Raw genomic sequence first — 25,623 nt, 5'->3', positions numbered from 1 at the left:
GACAAAACCATTATAAATTGTGTTTATAACCTTAATTATAGGTCTTAAATATCAATATATCAGTCTAATAACTAAATTATATAAACTAAAAATAGAATATATAGAAAAAATATTGATATACATTTGTATTACGTATAAATATCATTTTTTATGCCTTAAATAACTCATTAATAATAAGTAATTTATATCTAAAACACTAAGTTTTACTTATGTTTACATTTTATACAATTTATAGGACATACATTTGTATATAAACAAATGTATCTACATAAAGTATTTTTGTAAACTTGAAAAATAAACATTTGTAATTTGCTTATGTGAATTGTTATGTTTACATTTGTCGAACCAAAGTTTACAATTAGATATTCACATTTATAATTAATAAAGGCTCAAAGATGAAAGATAGAATTGAAGCTATAATGAAAAGAGAGCATATGACCCCTTCTTCATTTGCTGAAAGTATAGAAATTCAGCGATCTACATTAACTCATATTTTACGAGGTAGGAATAATCCGAGTTTAGATGTAGTTATGAAAATTCATCAACGTTTTAAATACGTGAATTTGGATTGGCTTCTTTATGGAAATGGAAATATGATAAACCAAGAGAAAACATCTGATGATTTACAACGCTCTTTATTTGACGAGAATGAAGAAATCAAGCCCATTCCTCAGGTTGATTTAGAATATCGCAAGGAAATGCCATTAAAAACATCTGAAAATACATATAAAGAGCCTGTAAAAGAAGAGATTAGGTATATAGAAAGGCCACCAAGAAAAATCACTGAAATAAGAATTTTCTTTGATGATAATACATTTGAGATCTTTAAAGGTGAAAAAATGCCCTTCTAATAATTTAATGAAGACAGGTAAAGGATAATTTGGACAAAATGGCGTATCTTTGTCGCTTGAACGAGAATTATCCTATTCATGAAAAAAAAGATTTTAGATTTAACGGTCACAGCTAACATACAGTTGCACGCTAACTATGTGTTGATCAAAATGACCTCTCAGGAAATTTTGCCAGAAATGCTTCCTGGACAATTTGCCGAAATAAGAGTAGATGGTTCACCTACTACTTTTCTTCGCCGACCTATTTCAATTAACTATGTAGACAAAGTCAACAATGAGGTATGGTTTCTTGTACAGATAGTTGGTGATGGAACAAAAACCTTAGCTAAAGTTTCTGCTGGAGATGTAGTAAATGTAGTTTTACCTCTAGGCAATGGCTTCACTATCCCAGAAAAACCTTCGGATAAACTTCTTCTTATAGGAGGAGGTGTTGGAACAGCACCATTGCTCTATTTAGGCGAAGTTTTATTGGCTAATAACTGCAAACCTACCTTCCTGTTAGGTGCACGTTCTGAAGGCGATTTGCTTCAGTTAGAGGACTTTAAAAAGTTTGGAGAAGTATATACCACTACAGAAGACGGAAGTGCTGGTGAGAAAGGCTATGTAACTCAACACTCTATACTTAACGACAAGCAATTCGACATGATTTATACTTGCGGGCCAAAACCAATGATGGTTTCTGTAGCTAAATATGCCAAAGCTAATAATATAGAATGTGAAGTGTCTCTTGAGAATAAAATGGCTTGTGGTGTAGGCGCTTGCTTATGCTGCGTAGAAAATACTGTAGATGAAGGACATATCTGTGTTTGCACAGAAGGACCTGTTTTAAATATAAAGAAGTTGCTATGGCAGATTTAAGTGTAAACATTGGTGAACTAAAAATGAAGAATCCGGTGATGACAGCATCGGGTACATTTGGATACGGAGAAGAGTTTGAAGATTTTATAGATATTGCACGAATAGGTGGTATAATTGTAAAAGGCACCACTCTTCACAGACGTGAAGGGAACCCTTACCCTCGTATGGCAGAGACTCCTTCTGGCATGTTAAACGCTGTGGGACTGCAAAATAAGGGTGTTAATTACTTCGTAGAACACATTTATCCCAAGATAAAAGACACAGATACAAACATTATAGTCAATGTTTCCGGATCTGCTATTGAAGATTACGTAAAAACAGCAGAAATCATCAACGAACTTGTAAACATTCCTGCTATAGAACTAAATATATCTTGCCCAAATGTAAAGCAAGGTGGAATGGCTTTCGGAGTATCAGCTGCCGGAGCTTGCGATGTGATCAGTGCTGTTCGTTCTGTTTACAAGAAAACACTCATTGTAAAATTGTCGCCAAATGTTACAGACATTACAGAAATTGCACGTGCAGCAGAAGCTTCTGGTGCCGATAGTGTTTCTTTAATTAATACAATATTAGGTATGGCAATTGATGCAGAAAAACGTAGTCCACTATTGTCAACTGTTACAGGTGGATTGAGCGGACCCGCAGTAAAACCTATCGCTCTTCGCATGGTATGGCAAGTAGCCAAAGCTGTGAAAATTCCAATAATCGGCCTTGGTGGTATTATGGACTGGAAAGATGCTGTAGAATTTATGCTTGCCGGTGCCACTGCTGTACAAATTGGAACAGCTAATTTTATTGATCCTGCTGTAACTGTTAAAGTTATAGATGGTATAAATAATTACTTAGACAGACACGGATACTCTTCTGTAAAGGATATCATCGGAGCTTTGGAAGTTTAATCTGATTATTAAACAAATTTAAAGCGAAATCTAAGATTTTTATTCAGCTTACATTCTTCAAATGATGTAGGTCTAAAACTAAAAAGGTGTACACCAAATTATATTGTAGTGTACACCTTTTTATATTTAACCCTATTCGTATTTCTAAATCAAATCTCAATAAAAACCTTAGTCTACTATATATTGTTGTTTGATCAATGAAATATTTTGATTTGCTATCTACTTAAGCAAATCAGGTCTCAGGCGTTTTGTTCTTTCGAGTGATTGATTAAGTTCCCATTCTGCAATCTTAGCTTCATGACCAGAAAGTAAAATATCAGGAACTTTCCACCCATTATAATCTGCAGGTCTTGTATAAACCGGAGCTGCCAGAAGATTGTCCTGAAAAGAATCTGAAAGAGCAGATTGTTCATCAGAAATAACTCCCGGAATAATACGAATGATAGCATCTGCCATTACAGCCGCTGCCAATTCGCCACCAGTCAAAACATAATCTCCTATGCTAATTTCCTTTGTAATCAGGTGTTCCCGAATTCTATAATCAATGCCTTTGAAGTGTCCGCAAAGAATTATCAGATTATTATATAGTGAAAGAGAATTTGCCATTTTCTGATTGAACTGCTCACCGTCAGGAGTCGTAAAAATCACCTCATCATACTCTCTTTCAGCCTTTAAGGAATTTATACATCGTTCAATGGGTTCTATTTTCATTACCATGCCGGCACAACCGCCAAATGGGTAATCGTCTACTTTGCGATGCTTGTCCGTTGTATAATCACGAAGATTATGAATATGAATCTCAGCAAGTCCTTTATTCTGAGCTCTTTTAAGAATAGAACAATTGAAGAAACCTTCAATCATTTCGGGTAAAACTGTAATTATATCAATGCGCATAGCTCTAATTTTTTTGCAAAAATACAAATAAATATGCTTGCTCATGGCAGATATTCATGAAGAAAATACGTATTTTTGTCTAAAACAATCTGAAATTATGACCGCAAAGGAAAGAATAGAGCAATTACGTGCTGAATTACACCGCCATAACCACAATTATTATGTATCTAACTCTCCGGAAGTATCCGATTTGGAATTTGATAAAATGTTGAAGGAGCTTCAGGAACTGGAAGATCAGTACCCTGAATATTATGATGAAAATTCGCCTACAATGCGCGTGGGTAGTGATATTAATAAGAACTTTACGCAGGTTGCACACAAATATCCGATGCTTTCTTTAGGAAATACCTACTCAGAATCTGAGGTTACCGACTTTTATGAACGTGTTAGGAAATCTTTAAATGAGGATTTTGAAATATGTTGCGAGATTAAGTATGACGGAACCTCCATTTCACTAACTTATATTGACGGAAAACTTGTAAGAGCTGTAACCAGAGGTGACGGTGAAAAGGGCGATGATGTAACAGATAACGTTAAAACTATCAAAACCATACCTTTAGTGCTTCATGGAAACGACTATCCTCAGGAATTCGAAATACGCGGAGAAATTCTGATGCCATGGTCTGTTTTCGAAGAACTTAATCAGGAAAAAGAAGCCCGTGAAGAGCCACTATTCGCCAACCCTAGAAATGCAGCATCGGGAACGCTGAAACTCCAAAATTCTTCAGTAGTAGCTTCCCGAAAACTGGATGCATATCTTTATTATTTATTGGGCGATAAGTTACCCTGCGATGGGCATTTTGAGAACCTTCAGGTTGCCCAAAAATGGGGATTTAAGATTTCGGATGCAGTACGGAAATGTAAAACGCTTCAGGAAGTGTTCGATTTCATAAATTATTGGGATGTTGAACGAAAAAATTTGCCCGTTGCTTGCGATGGTATTGTATTGAAAGTAAACTCTTTACGCCATCAAAACACATTAGGTTACACAGCAAAATCTCCTCGATGGGCTATTGCTTATAAATTTCAGGCAGAACAGGCATTAACCCGCCTTAATCAGGTTACCTATCAAGTAGGCCGAACCGGAGCTGTTACCCCGGTTGCAAATTTAGACCCAGTTCAACTTTCAGGAACCATTGTAAAACGTGCCTCACTACATAATGCCGATATTATTGAAGGCCTCGACCTTCATATTGGCGATATGGTTTACGTGGAAAAAGGCGGAGAAATTATTCCTAAAATAACCGGGGTCGACATTAAATCTCGCTTTATGATTGGCGATAAAGTAGAATTTATCTCAAACTGTCCGGAATGTGGTTCAAATTTAGTACGTTACGAGGGTGAAGCTGCCCACTATTGTCCCAACGAAAATGCTTGTCCGCCACAAATAAAAGGAAAAATAGAGCATTTTATAAGTCGCAAGGCCATGAACATTGACGGATTAGGACCCGAAACTGTTGATTTATTCTATAATCAAGGACTAATAAGCAATCCGGCAGACTTATACGATCTTACCGCTGATCAGATAAAAGGTCTGGAAAGAATGGGCGAAAAATCTGCTGAAAATATTATTGCAAGTCTGCAAGCATCCAAAGAAGTACCATTCGAACGAGTTATTTTTGCTTTGGGAATCCGTTTTGTCGGAGCAACCGTTGCAAAAAAAATAGCAAAAGCATTCGCTTCAATAGAAGAACTAGAGCAAGCCACGCTAGAAACACTTGTTCAGGTTGATGAAATTGGAGAAAAAATAGGCCAAAGCATCGTGAATTACTTTGCTGACGAAAAAAACATCCTTCTAGTTAATAGACTAAAAGAGGTTGGATTGCAATTTACACGTTCGGAGGAGCACGAACAGGTTAGTGACAAGCTAAACGGACTCTCTATTGTGATAAGCGGCGTATTTGTTCATCATTCACGAGACGAATACAAAAGCATGATTGAACAAAACGGAGGAAAGAATGTTGGTTCTATATCATCTAAAACAAGTTTTATTCTTGCCGGCGATAATATTGGGCCTAGCAAACTGGAAAAAGCCACCAAACTAGGAATACGCATTATAAGCGAAGAGGAGTTTTTAAAGCTAATATTGTAACCATTTAACACGAAATAAATTATTTTCATCACCTACGTATAGTAAAAATAGAAAATATTAGTACTTTTGCAGCATAAATACCTTTAGATTACAATTACACTTATGATACAGTCAAAATTAAGAGGTATGGGCGTAGCATTCATTACCCCATTCAAAGAAGACGAAAGCGTTGATTACGAAGCAATCATTAGATTAGTTGACTATCAACTTCAGAACGGAACAGACTTTCTTGTTATTCTGGCAACTACTGCCGAGACACCAACCCTGTCTTCTGAAGAAAAGATAAAAATCCAGAAACTAATTGTAGAACGAGTTAATGGCCAGATTCCAATTGTATTGGGATGTGGAGGTAATAATACCAGAGCAGTTATCGAAACTCTTAAAAATGACGATTTTACAGGTATAGATGCTATTCTGTCTGTTGTGCCTTACTATAACAAGCCATCACAGGAAGGTATTTATCAGCATTATAAAGCAATTGCAAATTCAACCGATCTTCCAATTATTTTATATAATGTTCCGGGACGTACAGGGGTTAACATGACAGCAGAAACAACTCTTCGTTTAGCACGCGACTTTAAAAACATTGTCGGCGTTAAGGAAGCATCCGGAAATATCACTCAAATGGATGATATTATCAAAAATAAGCCAGCCGATTTCAACGTTCTTTCTGGCGACGACGGAATCACATTCCCATTAATTACTCTCGGAGCTGTAGGTGTTATTTCAGTAATTGGTAATGCTTTCCCACGAGAGTTCAGCAGAATGACTCGTTTGGCTTTGGCTGGAGATTATGCAAATGCTCTTTCTATTCACCATAAATTCACCGAACTATTCGATTTATTATTTGTGGATGGTAATCCTGCAGGAGTTAAATCCATGCTAAATGCAATGGGTATGATTGAAAATAAACTTCGCTTGCCTCTTGTTCCTACCCGAATTACAACATTTGAAAAAATTCGCGCTGTACTGAACGAGTTAAATATAAAATGCTAAAAGATATGTCCAAATAGTGACCGATCTACATAAAAGTGAGGGATAAAGTGATAGATAAGTGAGGGATGATTTCTACCTTCATTTATCTATCACTTTTATTATGAGGAGATTAAAATTCAAAAGTGAGGGAGTGAGGGATAATTTTAAAAATGAAATTATTGTCCATTTCATCGAATAAAAAAAGAATCTCCTGCAAACTAATTATTTGCAGGAGATTCTTTTTTAGTGACCCCGACAGGATTCAAACCTGTAACCTTCTGATCCGTAGTCAGATGCTCTATTCAGTTGAGCCACGGGGCCAGCGAAATATTATTGAACTTAAAACTTGTGACCCCGACAGGATTCAAACCTGTAACCTTCTGATCCGTAGTCAGATGCTCTATTCAGTTGAGCCACGGGGCCAGCAATAATATTATTAAACTTAAACTTTGTGACCCCGACAGGATTCAAACCTGTAACCTTCTGATCCGTAGTCAGATGCTCTATTCAGTTGAGCCACGGGGCCATTTGTTTAACGGGTGCAAAGATACCGCTTTTTCCCGAAAACACAAGGAATTTCTACACTTTTTTTATAAAAATTATTCGATGAATCGGGAATTAAACAATAACCACCCCAAACTTACACCCACATTCCAGTTCTTAGACGGTGAGCTATAATGATTTACATACGCACTAATAGCTCCAAAGGGCAATCGGCAAACCAAAGAAATTTCTCCAAGATATTGAAAGTTTGAAAACGATTTCCCATATAAAGCTTTATTTATTGAGCTTCTTTCAATAGGTTTTATAGGTAGAAAGCCATAAACTTCTCCTCGCAAATGAAACATAGAACTGATATTATATATCGGTTTTACTCCCAAAGCCAAATATTGATTAGCACGGAAAGCTTCATTATAAGAAATCTGACTGTGCGGTGTAGGTGCAAATTCTCCGGCTTCCAAAATCGTTGCCGTATAGTTTTCAGAGAAGTTCTTTGATGAATAAAGAGCTTCAATATACGATCCTAAAGTAAATTTTGGATTTATTTTATAATAAGTTTCATTTTTATATGATATTTGCATCCAGGAATTATCGTTTTTATAATCAGTTGTTTCAGAAGTTGTGGTTCCAGGAGTATATGTTTCATTACCCGAAAAGACCTGAGCAAGAAGCAAATCCTTACTTCCTTCTGTTGCAAACTGTTTTGCATTCAATGTACTACCTCCAAATCCAATCGAGCCTCCTACAAGCTTATAATTGCTTCTATCGTGCTTTGAAGACCCAAAATCAATAATATTTGTTTGAAAATACTGATCGTTTATATGTGCAAAACCAAGACCAAATTCTGCTTTCTTTTTCGACAAGAACGGCACAGCTGCTTTTATTTTCACAAATCGCTCATCTTTTTTATTAAAAGCTGGATTATCATTGCCCGAAAACAGTTTATCGTTCTTGTAATAATCGAAAGTAGATATAGAGGCTATCAGTCTATACGAAGTAGGAATCTGAGTTGGAAAATCAACTTTTGCCGTAAATTGAAAGTTATTATAAACCTTACCCAATTGACCATCTAAAATAAATTCTTTAGAATAATAGTTTAAGTCTTTATACGAAAGTCCAAAATAGACTTGATTGGAATTTGTTGAAGAAATATTTCCTCCCATCCGGATAGAAAAGTTATCTTCCATTTTCACCTTCAGATTTAAATTATAGGTATCATCAAGCAGATTGAAAATAGCATGAGGAATAATTTCAGAAATAGTATTGTCCGACAATAAACGGAAATATCCTCGCTTTAAATCTTCATAAGTAAAAACTTTATTATCTGAATAATGAAATTCTTTCTTTATATAACTCTTTTGCAAAGCATTAGCTCCTTGAATTTCAATATTCTTAAAGATCAACTCCGGAAGATTACTCTTGAATACCAATCTACGCAAACGAATATTATCCGCATTCACTCGTCTATGAATACGACTTTTGATAGAATCCATCATGCTCATTGTCCGATTATAGCCAATATCCTGAATTTCCTTAATTCTATCAAAATCCAGCAGTCCCACATTGTCATACTTAAATTTCATAAGAATACCGACTGAGTCAGGAATAGAATAATCAGTCTTCTGCATAACCATATTATCAATCTGACTCATAAGATCGTTTTCATCGGGCTTAGTAGGATTGGAAGCAACAACGCTGCCTATTATTATATCCGGATGAAAATCATCACGCATCACATCAGTAGGAAAATTATTATAAATTCCTCCATCATAAGCTAATACACCATCTATTTGAATAGGTTTAAAGACAAAAGGAAAACTCATTGATGCACGAACAGCATCACCTAAATCTCCTTTTTTCATTACTAATTGCTTTTTATTATACACATCGGAGGCAACACAGCGGAAAGGAATAAAAAGATTATCAAAGTTTCCTCCACAAAGAGCTGTTGCACGAGCAAACAAATCTACAAAGACAAGATTCATTTGAATAGGATTCACCATGCTTGATGGCAAGAACTGAGGTTTCACAGCACTCAAAGAGTCTTTCAAAGACATTTTAATATTAAAAAATTCAGGAGTCGGTGCATTCTTTTTAAAATAATACACATAATCCTCTTCAACAGCCCCCGTATACCACCTTTTAAAATCTTCCGAAGAGATTAATCGTTCCATATCATCAGGAGAATATCCCATGGCATAAAGTGCTCCGATTATGGCCCCCATAGAGGTACCCGTAATATAATCTATTGGAATATTATTTTCTTCCAGCGCCCGGATAATACCTATATGCGTCAATCCCTTTGCTCCACCGCCACTAAGCACCAATCCAACTTTCTGCGCGTTTGAATTTGGAACAATTAAAACTGCTAATATTAAGATTATTAGAATCTTTCTCATATTTATTGAATGAAGTATCCTGTATCAAGTAATAAAAATTCAAATATAAAGAATTGTTTGCATATTATTTGTTTGCTTACCGCTCTTTTTATAAGCAAAAAGAGCATTACAGCAAAAAAGGCTGTAATGCTCTTTAAATATATAATCCTTAAAGAGATTATATTAAATTAAATCAATTCGATACTTCTTTTTACAAAATTATTCAAGGCTTCACCCTTTAGCATATTATTCTGAAGAAGAGCTAAGTCGATTAATTGGCGAATAATCTTATTTTTTCCTGCATAATCACTTAATAATGAATCCTTTTTAGCTTTCAAATCGGTTGTTTTCTTATCAATATCAGCTAACTCATCTTTTTCTGCTACAGGAATTTCTTCATCTTTTTTGCCTTCGTGCAGTTTCTTTAACTCAGCGTGACGAGCATTTAATGCATCTATTTCACTCTGAACAGGTTGAATTGCAGAAGAACATTCTTTATCTTCTTCATCCATAACCTGTTTTACAAGTTTATGATCAACATTTACAACCAAATTAAACATATTAGGCATTTCACCGTAGAAACTCATACCTGGTTGCAAATTTGCCATCTCTTTCATACGACGCATATATTCGCTTTGAGTAACCATAATAGGAGAGCCGTTTTCACCTAAAGATTGAGATTCGATATTAAATTCTACCTTTTCCATTGATGGAAGCTGACTTTTGAATAGGGTTGAAAGAATTTCATGCTTGCCTTCTTCTAATGCTGATTCTTTCTTATCTTCTTTAACAATCAGGTGATCAACTATATCACTATCTACACGAGTAAAGCGGCTTTTCTCGAACTTCTGCTCAAACATATTAATTACAGCAGTATCTAATTGTCCATCCAATAGTAATACATTGTATCCTTTGTTTATAGCAGCTTCAATATAGCTGAATTGCTCATCTTTATTATTTGCATACAAATAAACAAGATTGCCATCTTTGTCAGTCTGATTTTCTTTAATCAATGTTTTATACTCTTCGAAGGTATAAAATTTAGAATCAGTATCCTTCAACAATGCAAATTTGGCAGCTTTGTCATAGAAATCTTCCTGAGTAAGCATTCCGTAATTAATAAAGAGCTTTAAATCATCCCATTTTTCTTCGAACTCTTTACGATCATTTTTGAAGATAGATTGCAGACGATCAGATACTTTCTTAGTAATGTGAGAAGAGATCTTTTTTACATTTGAATCGCTCTGTAAGTAAGAACGGGATACATTCAACGGAATATCTGGAGAATCGATTACGCCATGAAGCAATGTCAGAAAGTCAGGTACAATTCCCTCTACAGAATCAGTTACATAAACCTGATTGCAATACAGCTGAATTTTATTTTTGTTAAGATCTAAATTGCTCTTAATTTTTGGGAAATAAAGCACACCTGTCAAATGAAACGGATAATCCACATTCAAATGAATCCAGAACAGAGGCTCATCAGACATTGGATAAAGATCTCTATAGAACTTTTTGTAATCCTCTTCTTTTAATTCAGCAGGTTTAATTGTCCATAAAGGATTTGAGTCGTTAATAACATTATCTTCATCTGTTTCAACCTGTTTGCTGTCTTTCCATTCTTTTTTCTTTCCGAAAGCAACAGGAATAGGCAAGAAACTACAATATTTTTTCAATAGAGAAGATACACGAGCTTCTTCGAGGAATTCTTTGCAATCATCGTCTATATAAAGAACGATATCCGTTCCGCGATCTTCTTTTTCTATTTCTTCTAAAGTAAACTCTGGGCTTCCGTCACAACTCCATTTTACAGCTTTTGCTCCTTCTCTAAAGGACTTTGTGATAATTTCCACCTTCTTTGAAACCATAAAAGAAGAATAAAAACCAAGACCAAAGTGTCCGATAATGGCATTTGCATCGTTCTTATATTTTTCCAAGAAATCATTAGCACCAGAAAAAGCTATCTGATTTATATATTTTTCTATTTCTTCGGCTGTAAGTCCGATACCACGGTCGGAAATAGTAATTGTATCTTTTTCTAATGATACTTTGACTGTAAGATCTCCCAGTTCGCCTTTAAATTCTCCAACAGAAGCAAAGGTTTTAAGTTTTTGTGTGGCATCTACAGCATTAGAAACGATTTCACGAAGAAAAATCTCATGATCACTATACAAGAACTTTTTAATGACGGGGAAAATATTCTCGGTAGTTACCCCAATGTTTCCTTTTTGCATAATCTCAAATATATTTTAAGTTGTTATTTAAAAATTTATTTCTTTTTCATCAATAGGACAAAAAAAATGCCAGATTAAGCACAATCTGACATTTTGACTTATTTTTTATTATTTGACTATTCTTTATTGTCTGCAGACTTAATTACTGTCATGCTTAAATCAGTGTTTCCTTCGGTGAAATCAACAGAAATTGTATCTCCTTCCTTTATACCTGAAGTGATAATAATTTCGGATAGCCCATCTTCCAGATAGTTTTGTATTGCACGCTTCAAAGGACGAGCTCCAAATTGAACATCGTAGCCTTTTGTTGCCAGGAATGTTTTTGCACTATCAGTTATAACTAACTTATAGCCAATATTTTCTATACGATTATAAAGTCCAGACAATTCTATATCTACAATATTCTTAATAGCATCCAAAGAGAGCTGATCGAAAGTAATAATCTCATCAATACGGTTAATAAATTCAGGAGCGAAGGATTTATTCAATGCCTTTTTTATTACATCTCGAGCAAATTCTTTATCATCCATTCGGCTTTGAGTAGCAAACCCAACACCATGACCAAATTCTTTTAACTGACGTGTGCCAATATTTGATGTCATAATCAACACAGTATTTTTAAAATCGACTGTTTTGCCATAACTGTCAGTAAGTCGGCCTTCGTCCATAATTTGCAGTAACAAATTAAATACATCTGGATGCGCTTTTTCTATTTCATCTAAAAGCACGATAGAATAAGGTTTTCTTCTAACTTTCTCGGTTAGCTGACCACCTTCTTCGTATCCAACGTATCCCGGAGGAGCTCCAACAAGTCGAGATACTGTGAATTTTTCCATATATTCACTCATATCAATTCTTATCAGGGCATCTGAAGAACCAAACATATATTTTGCTAATTCTTTAGCTAATAATGTTTTACCAACACCGGTAGGGCCTAAGAACATAATTGTACCAATTGGTTTATTAGGATCTTTAAGTCCCACACGACTTCTGCGAATAGCCTTAACAAGTTTATCTACTGCAGAATCCTGAGCAACCACTTTTGTAAGAAGATCGTCCTTCATCTTCGCTAATTTCATGCCTTCAGCCTGAGCCATTCGTTGAACAGGTATGCCTGAAATCATTGAAACAACTTCTGCAATTTCCTCTTCATCAACGGTTTGCCTATTTTGCTTAATATTAGCTTCCCAGTCGCGCTTTAAATCTTCTAACTGATTGGTATATTCTTTTTCTTTATCTCTAAAACTAGCTGCTAGTTCGTAATTCTGTAGCTTAACAGCTTCATTCTTTTTACTTTTAGTCTCATCAATCAGCTTTTCTTGATCTTCAATCTCCTTTGGAACATTAATATTAGCAAGGTGTACACGAGAACCCGCTTCATCGAGTGCATCGATTGCTTTATCCGGGAAATTTCGATCAGTAACATAGCGTTCTGTCAGTTTTACGCAAGCCAGCAAAGCTTCGTCCGTATATGTTACATTATGGTGATCTTCATATTTTTCTTTAATGTTTTGAAGTATCTGAAGGGTTTCAGCAGGAGTGGTAGGTTCCACCATAACTTTCTGAAAACGACGCTCTAACGCACCATCTTTCTCGATATTTTTTCTGTATTCATCGGTTGTTGTAGCTCCGATACATTGTATCTCGCCGCGAGCCAAAGCAGGTTTAAGCATATTTGCCGCATCCATCGATCCTGTAGCAGAACCCGCACCAACAATAGTATGAATCTCGTCGATGAAAAGGATTATATTAGGATTCTTCTGTAACTCGTTGAGAATGGAGCGAATACGTTCTTCAAACTGTCCACGGTATTTGGTTCCGGCCACAACAGAAGTCATGTCGAGCGAAATAACTCGTTTATCAAACAATATACGAGAAACCTTTTTTTGCGTAATTCTTAACGCCAAACCTTCTACAATAGCCGATTTTCCAACGCCAGGTTCGCCTATAAGTATAGGATTATTTTTCTTCCTGCGACTAAGAATCTGTGCTACACGTTCTATTTCCTTTTCACGTCCAACAATAGGATCCAGCTTTCCTTCCTCGGCAGCACGTGTCATATCTGTCCCAAAATTATCGAGAACAGGAGTATCGTTTGCAGTTTTACGAGGAGGGGCCTGAGTTTGCTGTTTCTTAGAAGAATTATCTTCCGAGCCTTGTTGCATATCATCTTCCTCATCCTCATCATCTTCGCTAAAACCTAGTCCGGAATTAATATCGGGCTGAAGTGAAAGTTGTTCATATACATTCTTATATTGAACATTATTTTCACCAAGAACTTCGGCTACTAAATTATTATTTTCCTTCAAAATAGCTAAAAGCATATGCTCTGTATCTGCTACCGGGCTTTTTAGAAGTCTGGCTTCTAAAATACACAATTTCAAAATCTTAGAAGCTTCAGCAGTTAATACTATATCATCAATCATAACCCCCTTAGGCTCGGCCATTTCACGAAGCTTGTTTTCAATTTTAGCCTTAATCTCCGAAAAGTTTATATTGAATTTTGATAATATATCAATAGCTTTCCCTTCACCATTACGAAGCAGTCCCAGAAACAAATGTTCGGGACCAATAAAGCCACTATTTAGTCTGTTAGCTTCTTCCTTACTATAAATAATGACTTCTGATACTTTCTGTGAGAATTGATTATCCATATATTTATTTCTCCTTATTCTAATATTATACAATGCAAAGATACGCATTTACAAATTAAACATATCTTTTTGTTCTCTTAATATTATAATAACAAAAGTTATGCCATTATATCTTTAATAACGAAAAAAAATCATTTTAGTTGCAACCTTAAACAACTTATTGGCAACAAGTAAAACAAAAATTGGTATCAATTTTCCAAAAAGGCCTACACCTTTATAAAATAATGTCTAGGTATAATTTTATAAAGGTGTACACCAATTTAATAATTTATGTAATCCTTTTAAAAAAGAGAATATCAAAAGTAATAAAACCCTTCACCATTAATGTTGCTATACTATATGAACGTTAAATTAACATAGAAAGTTTTTACCTGAAAGCTTTTATATCTCGGGGAAAAGCATTACTTTAGCGTGGTTTTTTGTAAGCCATAAATGTATAATTAATAATATTTTTAAATGCTTGAACAAGACAGAATTATAAAAATCAACATCGAAGATGAGATGAAATCATCCTATATTGATTATTCAATGTCGGTAATTGTATCTCGTGCTCTTCCAGATGTTAGAGATGGTTTTAAACCCGTTCATCGAAGAATACTCTTTGGAATGAACGAATTAGGTAATACTTCTGATAAACCTTATAAGAAATCAGCCAGAATTGTCGGTGAAGTTTTGGGTAAATATCACCCACATGGTGACTCCTCGGTTTATGGTGCAATGGTAAGACTGGCTCAGGAATGGGCGATGCGTTACACATTGATCGATGGACAAGGAAACTTTGGTTCTGTGGATGGTGATAGCCCTGCTGCTATGCGTTATACAGAAGCTCGTCTAAATAAAGTTGGCGAGGAAATGATGAGGGATATCGAAAAAGAAACAGTAGATTTCCAAAACAACTTTGACGATACATTACAAGAGCCAAAAGTATTGCCAACACGCATACCAAACCTTTTAGTAAACGGTGCTTCCGGTATTGCTGTAGGTATGGCAACTAATATGCCACCTCATAATCTTTCTGAAGTTATTGATGCATGTGATGCATACCTGGATAATAAAGAAATTACAATCGAAGAGCTGATGCAGTTTGTTAAAGCTCCCGATTTCCCTACCGGTGGTTATATTTATGGTATGAGTGGTGTTCGCGAAGCTTTCCTCACAGGTAGAGGTAGAGTTGTAATGCGTGCTAAAGCAAATATTGAAGCAGAAACTACTCACGATAAAATTATTGTTTCAGAAATTCCATATAACGTTAACAAGGCTGACCTTATTAAGTCAATAGCCGACTTGGTTTCTGAAAAGAGAATTGAAGGTATTTCTAATATAAATGACGAATCCGACCGCGAAGGTATGCGTATCGTTATTGATATTAAGAGAGATGCTAACTCAAGTGTTGTTCTGAATAAACTATTCAAAATGACATCTTTACAGTCATCTTTTAGTGTCAACAACATCGCTTTAGTAAACGGACGTCCTAAAACGCTCAATTTAAAAGATTTAGTATCTAATTTTGTTGAGCATAGACATGATGTAGTCGTTCGTCGTACACAATATGAACTAAGAAAAGCTAAAGAACGTGCTCATATTTTAGAAGGTTTAATAATTGCATCCGATAATATTGACGAAGTAATCAAGATTATCCGTGCTGCTAAAAACCCTAATGAAGCTATAGCAGGACTTATTGAGCGTTTTAACCTTACAGAAATACAGTCGCGTGCAATCGTAGAAATGCGTCTGCGCCAGTTAACTGGACTAATGCAAGATCAACTTCATGCAGAATATGAAGAACTGATGAAGCAAATTGCTTATTTCGAAGAAATCCTTGCTAATGACGAAGTTTGCCGTAAAGTTATCAAAGATGAACTTCTTGAAGTTAAAGCTAAATTTGGTGATGAACGTCGCTCTGAGATAGTTTATTCGTCAGAAGAATTCAACCCAGAAGACTTCTATGCTGATGATCAGATGGTTATCACTATTTCACACTTAGGATACATCAAACGTACACCATTGGCAGAATTCCATTCTCAGAATAGAGGAGGAGTGGGATCTAAAGGAACAGAAACCCGTGATGCAGATTTCGTTGAGAACATCTATCCTGCAACAATGCATAATACAATGATGTTCTTTACTCAGAAAGGAAAATGTTACTGGTTAAAAGTTTATGAAATTCCAGAAGGAACAAAGAATTCAAAAGGTAGAGCAATTCAAAACCTATTGAATATCGATTCTGACGATAAGGTAAATGCATTTGTTCGCGTACCAAGTCTTACAGATCAAGATTTTATCAATAGTCATTACCTTTTGTTCTGTACAAAACAAGGTGTTATTAAGAAAACAAGCCTGGAACAATATTCTCGTCCACGTCAAAATGGCGTAATTGCAATCAATCTCCGTGAAGATGATCAAGTAATAGAGGTTCGTATGACTAAAGGCGATAATGAAATAATTATTGCTAATCGTAACGGACGCGCTATTCGTTTCAACGAAGTAGCTGTTCGCGAAATGGGTAGAACTGCAACCGGAGTTCGTGGTATGACACTTGACAATGACAATGACGAAGTAATCGGAATGATCTGTATCAAGGATAAAGAAACAGAATCAGTAATGGTGGTTTCTGAACAAGGTTATGGAAAACGTTCTGATATAGACGATTACCGTATCACTAATAGAGGCGGTAAGGGTGTTAAGACTTTGAACATAACAGATAAAACAGGAAAATTAGTTGCTATAAAATCTGTAACAGATGAGAACGACTTGATGATTATTAATAAATCAGGTATCACTATTCGTCTAAAAGTTGCAGATGTTCGAATTATGGGACGTGCTACACAAGGTGTAAGGCTAATTAATCTGGAGAAACGTAATGATGAAATAGGTTCAGTTTGTAAAGTTGTATCTGAAAGTCCTGAAGAAGCAGATCCATCTGAAGAAGATGAAACTATTATTAATTCAGAAAATATTAGTTCAGAAGAACAAACTAATGATGAAGAATAAAAGTTTAATATTTAATCCACAAAAAGTATGAAAAGAGTATTATTATCAATTGTCTTGCTGTTAGCTGCTGGATTCTCTTTCGCTCAAGAAAAGAATGTGAAAGAAGCAAAAAGCTTGGCAGACGCAGTAAAACCTAATTTTACTGAAGCTGAAAAACTAATCGGTGAAGCTTTAGAAAATCCAGAAACAAAGAATCAGGCAAATACATGGAATGTTGCCGGTCTTATTCAAAAAAGCATTAATGCTAACGAGATGAAGAATGCATATTTAAGACAACCATATGACACTTTAAAGGCATATAATAGCCTATATAAGATGTTTGGTTATTTTCTTAAATGTGATGAATTAGAACAAGTTCCTAACGAAAAAGGAAAAGTTAAGTTTAAATTCAGAAAAGGTAATGCTTCAACTATTAAGACAGAGAGAGTGAACTTAATTAACGGAGGTAGCCAATACTATAACATGGGTAAAAACAAGGAAGCTCTTAACTTCTTTGGTATGTATGTAGATCTTGCAAATGCTCCAATTTTACAAGAAGAACAAATTGCTGCTAAAGATACATTGTTATCAACCATTGCGTTCTATGCTTCTCTATCTGCTACAAGAATGAATGACTATCCAAATGCAATTAAATATGGTCTTCTAGCTAAAAAAGACAAAGAAAATGGCAGCAGTGCTTTGCAATTAGTTGCAGAAGGTTATAAAGCTTTAAAAGACACTGCAAATTGGGTTAATACTTTAAAAGAAGGTATTCAATCTTACACTGATAACAATTATTTCTTTGGACACCTTATCGATTTCTATAGTAATACAAATAAATTTGATGATGCAAATACTTTTGCTGATCAGATGATTGCTAAAGATCCTAAAAATCCATTTTTCCTTTATGTAAAAGGTTATATTAGCCAAAGTATGAAGAACTATGAAAAAGCAATTGAATACTATAAAAAGACAATTGACGTTGATCCTAAGTACACAGAAGCATACTCTAACATGGGGCTAGCATATTTATCTCAAGCAATTGACTATGAATCAAATCTTAAAATTGAATTTAATGATCCTAAGTATAAATCAGAACAAGCTAAGATCAAGAAATTCTATGAAGATGCTAAGCCATACTATGAAAAAACTAGAGAACTTAAACCTGATAGCAAAGACTTATGGTTAAGTGGACTTTATACTATTTACTACAAGTTAGGAATTGGTGGTCCAGAATTTGAAGCTCTAGCAAAAGAAGTTGAAGCTCAAGGCAAGTAAAAAACTTATTTCCTGATAAAAAAATCACTTAAGAAAAATATTCTTAAGTGATTTTTTTATTTTATATAATTATGTTCTTATTTATCTATATTTTATTATTGATTATTTTGTGGTTAATCTTCAATTTGAATGAAGTAGAGGCTTTAATTTATAAAACAAATAAACCATATTAAACATAATATTAATTATTGAACTAATTAGAACTTGCTAAATTTTATCACTTATAACTAATAATGGCGTATCTGTATGGAATATCATTTTCATTGCGATACTAGGATTAAATAAGCGAGCAAACATATTTCTTTTATATGATGTAATTGTAATAACATCAATATTATTGGCCTGAATAAATGAATCCAAATTCTGGCCTAAATTATCGTCCATAACAATATCATAATAAATCTGCAAATCAGGATATTGCTTATGGAAATATTCTTTAATACCAGCTAACTTGATTTCATTCCAAGTATCTTTTAATGTTGCTAAGTGTATAAGTGTAACTGAAAACTTAAATGCACTCATTTTCTTAATTAATGCATCAAAAGCAATTAAATCTTTTTGATCGAAATTTGTTATAAAAGCAAGCTTTGTAACATCATTAAAAATTTTAAAAGGCGTATTTTCAGGAACAACAAAAACAATAGCTCTACTTCTATCAATTACTTCAGCAGTAACACTTCCAATAATATCTGCATCTTTCTTATTTTTACCACGAGTTCCCATGACAATTATACCAGGAGAAGTATTTTTAGCATATCTTAAAATTTCTTCTTCTGGTATTCCTTCCTTTAGTACACAATTAAATTTAACATTAGGAAATTCACCAGAATCAATTTTGCTCTTAATTTTATCAGAAAGATTATTTAAGTCTTCATTGACCTTTTTGATGATATTTTTTATTGACTCTTCATCAGGTCCTTGATAACTAAAAACATCGTTATATGGAATTGACGGCATGTATCTAGGAGTAAAATAAACATGAAGCAAGACAACTTCTGTATCAAATGTCTTTGCAAATCCAAAACCAAATTCACATGCACGCATAGAATAATCAGAGAAATCCACAGGAATTAAAACTTTATTACTTTTTTCCTTTTCTATTGGCTTCTCTCCTATTATCTCCTCAGAAAGCCAAAGGTTACTTTCTGTTATTTTCAAAGCATGAGGTAGATCGCTTTCTTTTATCCTTAAACGAACACCAGAAGAAACCACAGGTTTTATAAGATCTACATTTTGAATGTAAGATTTTATCCCTTCTTTTTCTAATACGCTCTTTAAAATTTGAGCCTTTGCATACGTTAGTATGGCTAGTGTGACTAATTTTTCCTCCATATATGTTTCATTTAATTGTAAATAATAACAACTTAATATATAGAAAAAAGTCCTAATTGAAGAAGGATCAATCAGGACTTTTATTTTTATTGACTAAACTTGCATTAGTTCCTCACTTACTTCTTCCCGATGGTTAATATTATGTTCATCTAATATTTTTAAAGCGAGATCAAGAACAGTTGTATCATCAAGCATAACCAAACCACCATCAGGACCTGGTTCTGTATGAAGTCCAACACTTTTGCCTTCCTTGAAGTTACTGCCACCGAAGAAATTACGGACTGTGTCTACCTCTAAATTGAGTTCATCAGCAATTCTGTGCATGCTTCCGCTGGGCAATGAATCTTTTATTTTCCTAAGTTCATTGAAAGTTATTGTTCTGTTCATAATATAGAAATTGGGGTTAATACTATATCAATTATTTATCGCTATAAACTTAACAAAAAAAATATAGAAATCAAATCTTTAACCCATAATTTTATATAAAAAACAAATCAGGAGAGTATTAAGTTCTGAGAATTTACAAATAATAATAGTTATAAATAATCATGCCAGCTATCATTACAACAAATATTGTAGAAAATAAAGCTATTAATAAGATATTTATGTCAGAGATTAAATAACCACTTGGAGTATATTTCACCGAGTATTTAAGCCTTTTATCATAAAAATACTTTGAGCGAATATATTTATATATATAATAGACTAATAAACCTGAAATAAAGCCTAGAATTGCCCCACAAATGATATCACCTAAATAATGTACTCCGAGATATATCCGAGAATAACATGTGATAATGGCCCAAAAAAGAAAAGCAAAAGTATATTCTTTTCTTCTGAATAAAAATGAGGTGAAAGTTACAAGACCAAAAGTGTTTGCAGCATGACTGGAAATAAAACCATATCGCCCTCCCCTATATCCATGTATAATATCAACTAAATACATAAATTCAGGATCCTGAGCTGGTCGAAAACGTTTAAATATAGGCTTAAAAACACCCGATGAAACCCGATCACATATTGTAATAGTTATTGCAATTAAAAGAATTATTAATAATGCTTCTTTTAGTTTATTATTTCGAATGATGACATACAGCAATACAAGCGCTAGTGGAATCCATACAGTTGTACTTGTATATACCCACATAAATCCATCCCAAAAGGTAGAATCACTACCGTTTAAAGCTAAAAAAGCGCTTTTATCATATTGTATTAATTGCTGTATGTCAGTCATTGTATTTAGATTATCATTAAAAATTTAGATCACTTCAAGATCAGCAGCTTTGATCCAACCCACATTGCCATCTTCTAATTTTATTTCTTTCCATTCTTTCATGGAATTATCTTTAATGCTTACTTTACGCCCTTCGTGGATAATAAATAAGTCCGTACCACTCTCATTTGGGGTACTCTTTACTGTTACACTAGGTGTCATAATAATTGCATCAGAACGATTTATAAGACGATCTTTCTGATGAGCAGCAAATACATTAGAGAGAACAAGAATTACCAACAAAGATATTGAAGCTATAAATCCAATCTTTTTCAGCACAATCTTCTTAGAGAAAATAAAGAAATAGAGTGCTACAATTAAAAGAATAAAAGAAGCAACTCCGCATTTAGCCCATGCATCGGCTCCCATACAATTAATAAGCGAATTTGTCCATGTCACAAAAAATAGTTCAGGAGCGGCATCTACCTTATCAACCGTTTTGCTGCGAGCTATTTCCAAGTTTGAACGTATGTCACTGTCTCCTGGATTAAGTAATAATGCACGTTCATAATTTAAAATAGCTCTAGACATATTACCTATTTTATAATAGCTATTGCCTAAGTTATAATAAACTTCTGCTGCTACTCCTTTAGTTTCAAGTAATGATTCGTATATCTGGATAGCTGAAGCAAAGTCGTTACGAATATATGCACTGTCACCCTGTGCTTTAGTAGCATTTTCAATCTTAGCTGCAGAAAACTCTCTTCGGGCAGTTCTGGATGATTGTACAGAATCTGTAGCCAAAGAATCCTGGGCAGAAAGATTAAAAGAACACAGAATGCTTAATACTAAAAATATAATTTTCTTCATATCACTATTTCTTAATAAGTTAGTGTTTGATTATGTTTTCCATTTTACTCACTACCTCGATGGCAGAAGAATAAACTTTATCCATAGCTTCATTAGGATCACCCGGAGCATAACGAGCAAACTCACATTGATCAAGGACTGACAAGAACTCCTTAGTAAGTTCTGCGTTCACTCCATAATTTGTCAATTCAGTATCAACATTATCTTTTGTCAGCTTAGAAACCGGAATATTGAGTTTATCACTAATATATCCCCACAAAGCTTTTAATACTTCGTCGTAGAACTGTTCCTTTTTGTTCTCACTCAAAAGCTTACCAGCATTCTTCATACGTTTTGTAGCAACCTTATTTGCTTTTTTAGTACGTACCTTAGCAACATTTGCATTCTCTACAGCTTGTTTTCTGTAAATGATTACAAAGGCTATAAATAAGGAGGCAGGAATAATATAAAGTAAATAATATAACAATGAACCAAACAAGAAATCATCCTTATCAGAAAGTGTAACATCATTAGTCTTTATATATCGAATGTCAGAACCTAATACCTTAAGATCCTCTTTATTAGTAAAGTTTGCAATTACCTGATCTGCATTACCAGCACCTTTCACTACATTCAGGCTATATTCCTGAGATCTGAGAGTTTTATAAGTATTTGAATTCGTATCAAAATAAGTAAGATTTGCAGCTGGAATCTTATAATTTCCTGCATAGCGAGGAATTACAAGATATTCAATCACTTTACTTCCAGACAAACCACTTTTAGTAAGAGTAAACTTATTAGTAACTTTCGGATCATAAACCTCAAAATCTTTAGGGAATTCAATTTTAGGAGTCTCAATTAGTTTAAGATTACCTACACCCGAGATTGTTAATTTAATAGTTACAGCATCGTTAGTTTTCACACTTTTTGAGTTGATTGAAGATGAAAGAGTAAATCCTCCTACTCCACCGCAGAAATTAGCAGGCTTACCACCAGGTAAAGCTGATACATTTACAGTAATCTGAGGAGTTACAACTGTTTTCTTCACTTCCATAACATTAGATCCTCCATTAAAGAAAGCATCAAGCGGATCATCTGTTCGCATAACTTTTGCAATTGACGCATCAAATCTTGCAGGATTAATAGTCAATTTACCCGTTTGCTGTGGGAAAAGAACAAACTGTCTGTACACTACAGAGTTATAATTTCTTCCCTTATAGCGCTCCATAGTAAACTGTTTTGTTTGAGGTAGTTCAACTTCTTGTGATTGGAAACCTTTAAAGTCAGGTAACTTAACATTATCAAAACCTCTTAAATCGACCAAAGTATAGACTTTATAAGTAAGTACAAGTGCTTCCTGTTCGTAAACATTTGTTTTATTTACAGAACCTACAATAATCAAATCGTTTGCAGAAATCTTAGCTCCTGAAGAGGAACGAGAAGCCCTGCCAGAAGAAGAACCAGCGTTAGCATTACTTTGGTCTGCTGGGAGCACCCTGATTCTTAAAGCATTTGAAGTTATAGGCTTGCCAGCAGCAACAATACTTGCTGGAGTTATAGAAAAAGTTCCTTTTGTACTAGCCATTACCGTAAAAGTATAGGTTATAGAGCTAACAGTAGAGCCTTTTCCGTTAACATATTGCGAACTAGTCATTCTCGACTCATACGGACCGGCTAATACCTCGAATCCTTTCATTGCAGAAGCTCTAAAGCTCTTTACATCTTGTGTATTTACCGTGTAAGTAATTCTAAATTGATCACCAACAGCTACTGCCTCCGGAGCTTCTGCCACCAACCTTACGTTATCAGCAAAACTATTAATTCCGGGAACCAGTAAAATAACGAATAAGAAAATCAGTTTCCTCATTGCTTATATTTTATTATTATCCTTTATTTATTATACTACCAATCTTTATCCAGGTTTCTGCCTTGATTTCTTAATTGTTTCTTAGCTTTTTCCTGAAGTTGTTTCTCATCTTGCATCGCAGCATTCAGCAATTGTTCAGCATTCTCTTTTGACATCTGATTCTTATTCTGCTGAGGTTTAGGCTGCTGCTTTTGTTTATCGTCTTTATTCTTCTGATCTTGTTTATTCTTGTTGTCTTGCTTCTTCTGTTTGTCTTTATCCTTATTTTTATCTTTATTTTTGTCTTTATTCTTATCCTGATTCTGTTGATCCTTCAGCATTTTCATAGCCAAAGCCAGGTTATATCTGGTTTCATCATCCTTAGGATTATTTCTCAAAGATTGCTTATAAGCCTGCACTGCTTCTTTATAATGCTTAGCAGATTGATACAACACACCGGCATTATGATAGATTTTAGCAAGCATAGTCTTGTTTTTTTCAGATTTAGAAGCTGCGGTATATTGTTCCATTGCATTTTTCAATTTACCTTGCTGAGAGAGTGTATTTCCCAGGTTATATAAAGCTTCTGTAGAATTAGGATTAAGCTCTAAAGCTTTCCGATAATTAACCTCAGCCTGCAGAAAGAGACTATCATTAAACAATCGGTTTCCTTTCCGGATATAATCCCTCTCGGTCTTTTGGGCAAAAGATGCACAATTGGCCAAAAGAATGAAAGCTATAAAAATAATATATTTAATCTGTGACATCTCTCTACTATATCTTAAACAGTTTAATATTCTTGAATAATGGATTCTTACGTTCCAGCAACAACAAATCAGCTATCAACAGAAGTAAAATGATCCATGCAACTCCCTGAAATTGTTCGTCAAAATCAGAATATGCATTACTTTCAATATCTGATTTAGCCATTTTATCAATTTCACTGATTAATGCCTTCTGAGCAGTATTTGAATTATCAACCCGTGCATATATACCTTTGCCTGCAATAGCCAACTCCTTACACATAGATTCATTCAAACGAGTTACAATAACATTTCCCTGTCTGTCTTTACGGAAATTATTTGTTCCCGGAACAGGAATAGGTGCTCCATCAGGAGAACCAACTCCAAGCACATGCACAATAATTCCCGCTTTTTTTGCAGCTTTTACAGCTTCTAAAGCTCCATCTTCGTGATTTTCACCATCGGTAATAAGTACAATAGCTCTACCCACTCCTTCCTGAGGAGTAAAGCTATGTGTAGCCAAATCAACGGCAGTACCAATTGCAGTTCCTTGTCTGGAAATTAAATCGGGAGTAATTGTCTCCAGAAACATTTTAGCTGAAATGTAATCGCTTGTAATAGGCAATTGTGTATAGGCATCTCCTGCAAATACAATCATACCCACTTTATCCTGATCGAATCCATCAACCAGCTTAGACACCAACATTTTTGATTTCTCTAAACGGCTTGGAGTAACATCTTCAGCAAGCATTGAATTAGAAATATCTAATGCAATAATCACCTCAACTCCACTCCTTTTTACTTTATTTAGTTTTGTGCCAAACTGAGGACGAGCGATAAGAACAATAGTCAGCGCCAAAGCACTTAATACTAACCAGAATTTTACGTCAGGACGATATTTTGAGACATCAGGCATAAGCTGAGCCATCAATTCCGGATCACCAAACTTTTTAATTGCTTTCCTCCTCTTAAAGTTGGAATACAAATAAAAAGCCACAATAAACGGCAATATTATAAGTAGATATAAATATGTCGGGTCTGCAAATCGAAACATAG

The 25,623-nt window shown here is 34.6% G+C and carries 18 protein-coding genes and 3 tRNA genes; 7 read left to right on the top strand and 14 right to left on the bottom strand.

Features of this window, described 5'->3' with window-relative positions; translation table 11 throughout:
• Nucleotides 1-395: 395 nt before the first annotated feature.
• The 3 genes from BUC21_RS00725 to BUC21_RS00715 all read left to right on the top strand — a co-directional run bounded on the left by BUC21_RS00725 (nucleotide 396) and on the right by BUC21_RS00715 (nucleotide 2,608).
• Nucleotides 396-851, top strand: a complete 456-nt coding sequence (locus tag BUC21_RS00725) for a helix-turn-helix domain-containing protein (protein WP_073398608.1) — start codon at nucleotides 396-398, stop codon at nucleotides 849-851.
• A gap of 78 nt (nucleotides 852-929) precedes the next feature.
• Nucleotides 930-1,709: a dihydroorotate dehydrogenase electron transfer subunit gene (locus BUC21_RS00720; RefSeq protein WP_073398607.1), complete on the top strand. Its 780-nt coding sequence runs from the start codon at nucleotides 930-932 to the stop codon at nucleotides 1,707-1,709.
• Nucleotides 1,697-2,608: a dihydroorotate dehydrogenase gene (locus BUC21_RS00715; protein ID WP_073398606.1), complete on the top strand. Its 912-nt coding sequence runs from the start codon at nucleotides 1,697-1,699 to the stop codon at nucleotides 2,606-2,608. Before BUC21_RS00720 ends, BUC21_RS00715 begins: the two co-directional genes overlap by 13 nt.
• Nucleotides 2,609-2,827: 219 nt before the next feature.
• Here BUC21_RS00715 and trmD read toward each other — a convergent pair whose 3' ends face one another.
• On the bottom strand, nucleotides 2,828-3,502 hold the full coding sequence (gene trmD / locus BUC21_RS00710; protein ID WP_073398605.1) for a tRNA (guanosine(37)-N1)-methyltransferase TrmD: 675 nt from the start codon (nucleotides 3,500-3,502) through the stop codon (nucleotides 2,828-2,830).
• Between the two features lie 97 nt (nucleotides 3,503-3,599).
• On the opposite strand from trmD, the gene ligA reads away from it, so the two are divergent.
• Nucleotides 3,600-5,594: an NAD-dependent DNA ligase LigA gene (ligA, locus tag BUC21_RS00705; protein ID WP_073398808.1), complete on the top strand. Its 1,995-nt coding sequence runs from the start codon at nucleotides 3,600-3,602 to the stop codon at nucleotides 5,592-5,594.
• A gap of 102 nt (nucleotides 5,595-5,696) precedes the next feature.
• A complete protein-coding gene (gene dapA, locus BUC21_RS00700) occupies nucleotides 5,697-6,590 on the top strand; it encodes a 4-hydroxy-tetrahydrodipicolinate synthase (RefSeq protein WP_073398604.1) in 894 nt (297 codons plus the stop codon).
• A gap of 226 nt (nucleotides 6,591-6,816) precedes the next feature.
• Here dapA and BUC21_RS00695 read toward each other — a convergent pair.
• The 6 genes from BUC21_RS00695 to BUC21_RS00670 all read right to left on the bottom strand — a co-directional run bounded on the left by BUC21_RS00695 (nucleotide 6,817) and on the right by BUC21_RS00670 (nucleotide 14,336).
• Nucleotides 6,817-6,890, bottom strand: a tRNA-Arg gene (locus BUC21_RS00695).
• Nucleotides 6,891-6,918: 28 nt separating this feature from the next.
• Nucleotides 6,919-6,992: transfer RNA gene (locus BUC21_RS00690), tRNA-Arg, on the bottom strand.
• A gap of 29 nt (nucleotides 6,993-7,021) precedes the next feature.
• Nucleotides 7,022-7,095, bottom strand: a tRNA-Arg gene (locus tag BUC21_RS00685).
• A 73-nt stretch (nucleotides 7,096-7,168) separates the two neighbouring features.
• Nucleotides 7,169-9,469: a patatin-like phospholipase family protein gene (locus BUC21_RS00680; protein ID WP_073398603.1), complete on the bottom strand. Its 2,301-nt coding sequence runs from the start codon at nucleotides 9,467-9,469 to the stop codon at nucleotides 7,169-7,171.
• Nucleotides 9,470-9,636: 167 nt separating this feature from the next.
• Nucleotides 9,637-11,682 (bottom strand): molecular chaperone HtpG, encoded by a 2,046-nt coding sequence (gene htpG / locus BUC21_RS00675; RefSeq protein ID WP_073398602.1) that lies wholly within the window; start codon nucleotides 11,680-11,682, stop codon nucleotides 9,637-9,639.
• A 116-nt stretch (nucleotides 11,683-11,798) separates the two neighbouring features.
• Nucleotides 11,799-14,336: an ATP-dependent Clp protease ATP-binding subunit gene (locus BUC21_RS00670; protein ID WP_073398601.1), complete on the bottom strand. Its 2,538-nt coding sequence runs from the start codon at nucleotides 14,334-14,336 to the stop codon at nucleotides 11,799-11,801.
• Between the two features lie 456 nt (nucleotides 14,337-14,792).
• Here BUC21_RS00670 and gyrA point away from each other — a divergent pair, with 456 nt between their 5' ends.
• Together gyrA and BUC21_RS00660 are read left to right on the top strand one after the other, a co-directional pair.
• Nucleotides 14,793-17,327 (top strand): DNA gyrase subunit A, encoded by a 2,535-nt coding sequence (gene gyrA, locus BUC21_RS00665; protein ID WP_073398600.1) that lies wholly within the window; start codon nucleotides 14,793-14,795, stop codon nucleotides 17,325-17,327.
• 27 nt (nucleotides 17,328-17,354) lie between these two features.
• Entirely contained in the window at nucleotides 17,355-18,584 is a 1,230-nt protein-coding gene (locus tag BUC21_RS00660) for a tetratricopeptide repeat protein (RefSeq protein WP_073398599.1), read from the top strand.
• A 207-nt stretch (nucleotides 18,585-18,791) separates the two neighbouring features.
• On the opposite strand, the gene BUC21_RS00655 is transcribed toward BUC21_RS00660, so the two are convergent.
• From BUC21_RS00655 to BUC21_RS00625, 7 genes are all read right to left on the bottom strand, one after another.
• Nucleotides 18,792-19,916 carry a universal stress protein gene (locus tag BUC21_RS00655; protein WP_073398598.1) on the bottom strand — a complete coding sequence of 375 codons (1,125 nt, stop codon included), beginning with the start codon at nucleotides 19,914-19,916 and terminating at the stop codon, nucleotides 18,792-18,794.
• Between the two features lie 93 nt (nucleotides 19,917-20,009).
• Complete coding sequence (locus BUC21_RS00650) at nucleotides 20,010-20,303, bottom strand: DNA-binding protein (RefSeq protein ID WP_073398597.1); 294 nt, start codon at nucleotides 20,301-20,303, stop codon at nucleotides 20,010-20,012.
• 133 nt (nucleotides 20,304-20,436) lie between these two features.
• On the bottom strand, nucleotides 20,437-21,150 hold the full coding sequence (locus BUC21_RS00645) for a phosphatase PAP2 family protein (RefSeq protein ID WP_073398596.1): 714 nt from the start codon (nucleotides 21,148-21,150) through the stop codon (nucleotides 20,437-20,439).
• Nucleotides 21,151-21,174: 24 nt separating this feature from the next.
• Complete coding sequence (locus BUC21_RS00640) at nucleotides 21,175-21,999, bottom strand: tetratricopeptide repeat protein (protein WP_073398595.1); 825 nt, start codon at nucleotides 21,997-21,999, stop codon at nucleotides 21,175-21,177.
• A 19-nt stretch (nucleotides 22,000-22,018) separates the two neighbouring features.
• Entirely contained in the window at nucleotides 22,019-23,845 is a 1,827-nt protein-coding gene (locus tag BUC21_RS00635; protein ID WP_073398594.1) for a BatD family protein, read from the bottom strand.
• 35 nt (nucleotides 23,846-23,880) lie between these two features.
• On the bottom strand, nucleotides 23,881-24,591 hold the full coding sequence (locus tag BUC21_RS00630; protein WP_073398593.1) for a tetratricopeptide repeat protein: 711 nt from the start codon (nucleotides 24,589-24,591) through the stop codon (nucleotides 23,881-23,883).
• 7 nt (nucleotides 24,592-24,598) lie between these two features.
• Entirely contained in the window at nucleotides 24,599-25,621 is a 1,023-nt protein-coding gene (locus BUC21_RS00625; RefSeq protein ID WP_073398592.1) for a vWA domain-containing protein, read from the bottom strand.
• Nucleotides 25,622-25,623 lie beyond the last annotated feature (2 nt).

The sequence above is a fragment of the Bacteroides luti genome (assembly GCF_900128905.1).
Classification (GTDB): domain Bacteria; phylum Bacteroidota; class Bacteroidia; order Bacteroidales; family Bacteroidaceae; genus Bacteroides; species Bacteroides luti.
This window is presented reverse-complemented; position numbering and strand designations above follow the sequence as displayed.

Bases quoted from the DNA above. Each gene is read 5' to 3' on its own strand.
- BUC21_RS00725 (WP_073398608.1), top strand. From the start codon at position 396: ATGAAAGATAGAATTGAAGCTATAATGAAAAGAGAGCATATGACCCCT.
- BUC21_RS00720 (WP_073398607.1), top strand. From the start codon at position 930: ATGAAAAAAAAGATTTTAGATTTAACGGTCACAGCTAACATACAGTTG.
- BUC21_RS00715 (WP_073398606.1), top strand. From the start codon at position 1,697: ATGGCAGATTTAAGTGTAAACATTGGTGAACTAAAAATGAAGAATCCG.
- trmD (WP_073398605.1), bottom strand. From the start codon at position 3,502: ATGCGCATTGATATAATTACAGTTTTACCCGAAATGATTGAAGGTTTC.
- ligA (WP_073398808.1), top strand. From the start codon at position 3,600: ATGACCGCAAAGGAAAGAATAGAGCAATTACGTGCTGAATTACACCGC.
- dapA (WP_073398604.1), top strand. From the start codon at position 5,697: ATGATACAGTCAAAATTAAGAGGTATGGGCGTAGCATTCATTACCCCA.
- BUC21_RS00680 (WP_073398603.1), bottom strand. From the start codon at position 9,469: ATGAGAAAGATTCTAATAATCTTAATATTAGCAGTTTTAATTGTTCCA.
- htpG (WP_073398602.1), bottom strand. From the start codon at position 11,682: ATGCAAAAAGGAAACATTGGGGTAACTACCGAGAATATTTTCCCCGTC.
- BUC21_RS00670 (WP_073398601.1), bottom strand. From the start codon at position 14,336: ATGGATAATCAATTCTCACAGAAAGTATCAGAAGTCATTATTTATAGT.
- gyrA (WP_073398600.1), top strand. From the start codon at position 14,793: ATGCTTGAACAAGACAGAATTATAAAAATCAACATCGAAGATGAGATG.
- BUC21_RS00660 (WP_073398599.1), top strand. From the start codon at position 17,355: ATGAAAAGAGTATTATTATCAATTGTCTTGCTGTTAGCTGCTGGATTC.
- BUC21_RS00655 (WP_073398598.1), bottom strand. From the start codon at position 19,916: ATGGAGGAAAAATTAGTCACACTAGCCATACTAACGTATGCAAAGGCT.
- BUC21_RS00650 (WP_073398597.1), bottom strand. From the start codon at position 20,303: ATGAACAGAACAATAACTTTCAATGAACTTAGGAAAATAAAAGATTCA.
- BUC21_RS00645 (WP_073398596.1), bottom strand. From the start codon at position 21,150: ATGACTGACATACAGCAATTAATACAATATGATAAAAGCGCTTTTTTA.
- BUC21_RS00640 (WP_073398595.1), bottom strand. From the start codon at position 21,999: ATGAAGAAAATTATATTTTTAGTATTAAGCATTCTGTGTTCTTTTAAT.
- BUC21_RS00635 (WP_073398594.1), bottom strand. From the start codon at position 23,845: ATGAGGAAACTGATTTTCTTATTCGTTATTTTACTGGTTCCCGGAATT.
- BUC21_RS00630 (WP_073398593.1), bottom strand. From the start codon at position 24,591: ATGTCACAGATTAAATATATTATTTTTATAGCTTTCATTCTTTTGGCC.
- BUC21_RS00625 (WP_073398592.1), bottom strand. From the start codon at position 25,621: ATGTTTCGATTTGCAGACCCGACATATTTATATCTACTTATAATATTG.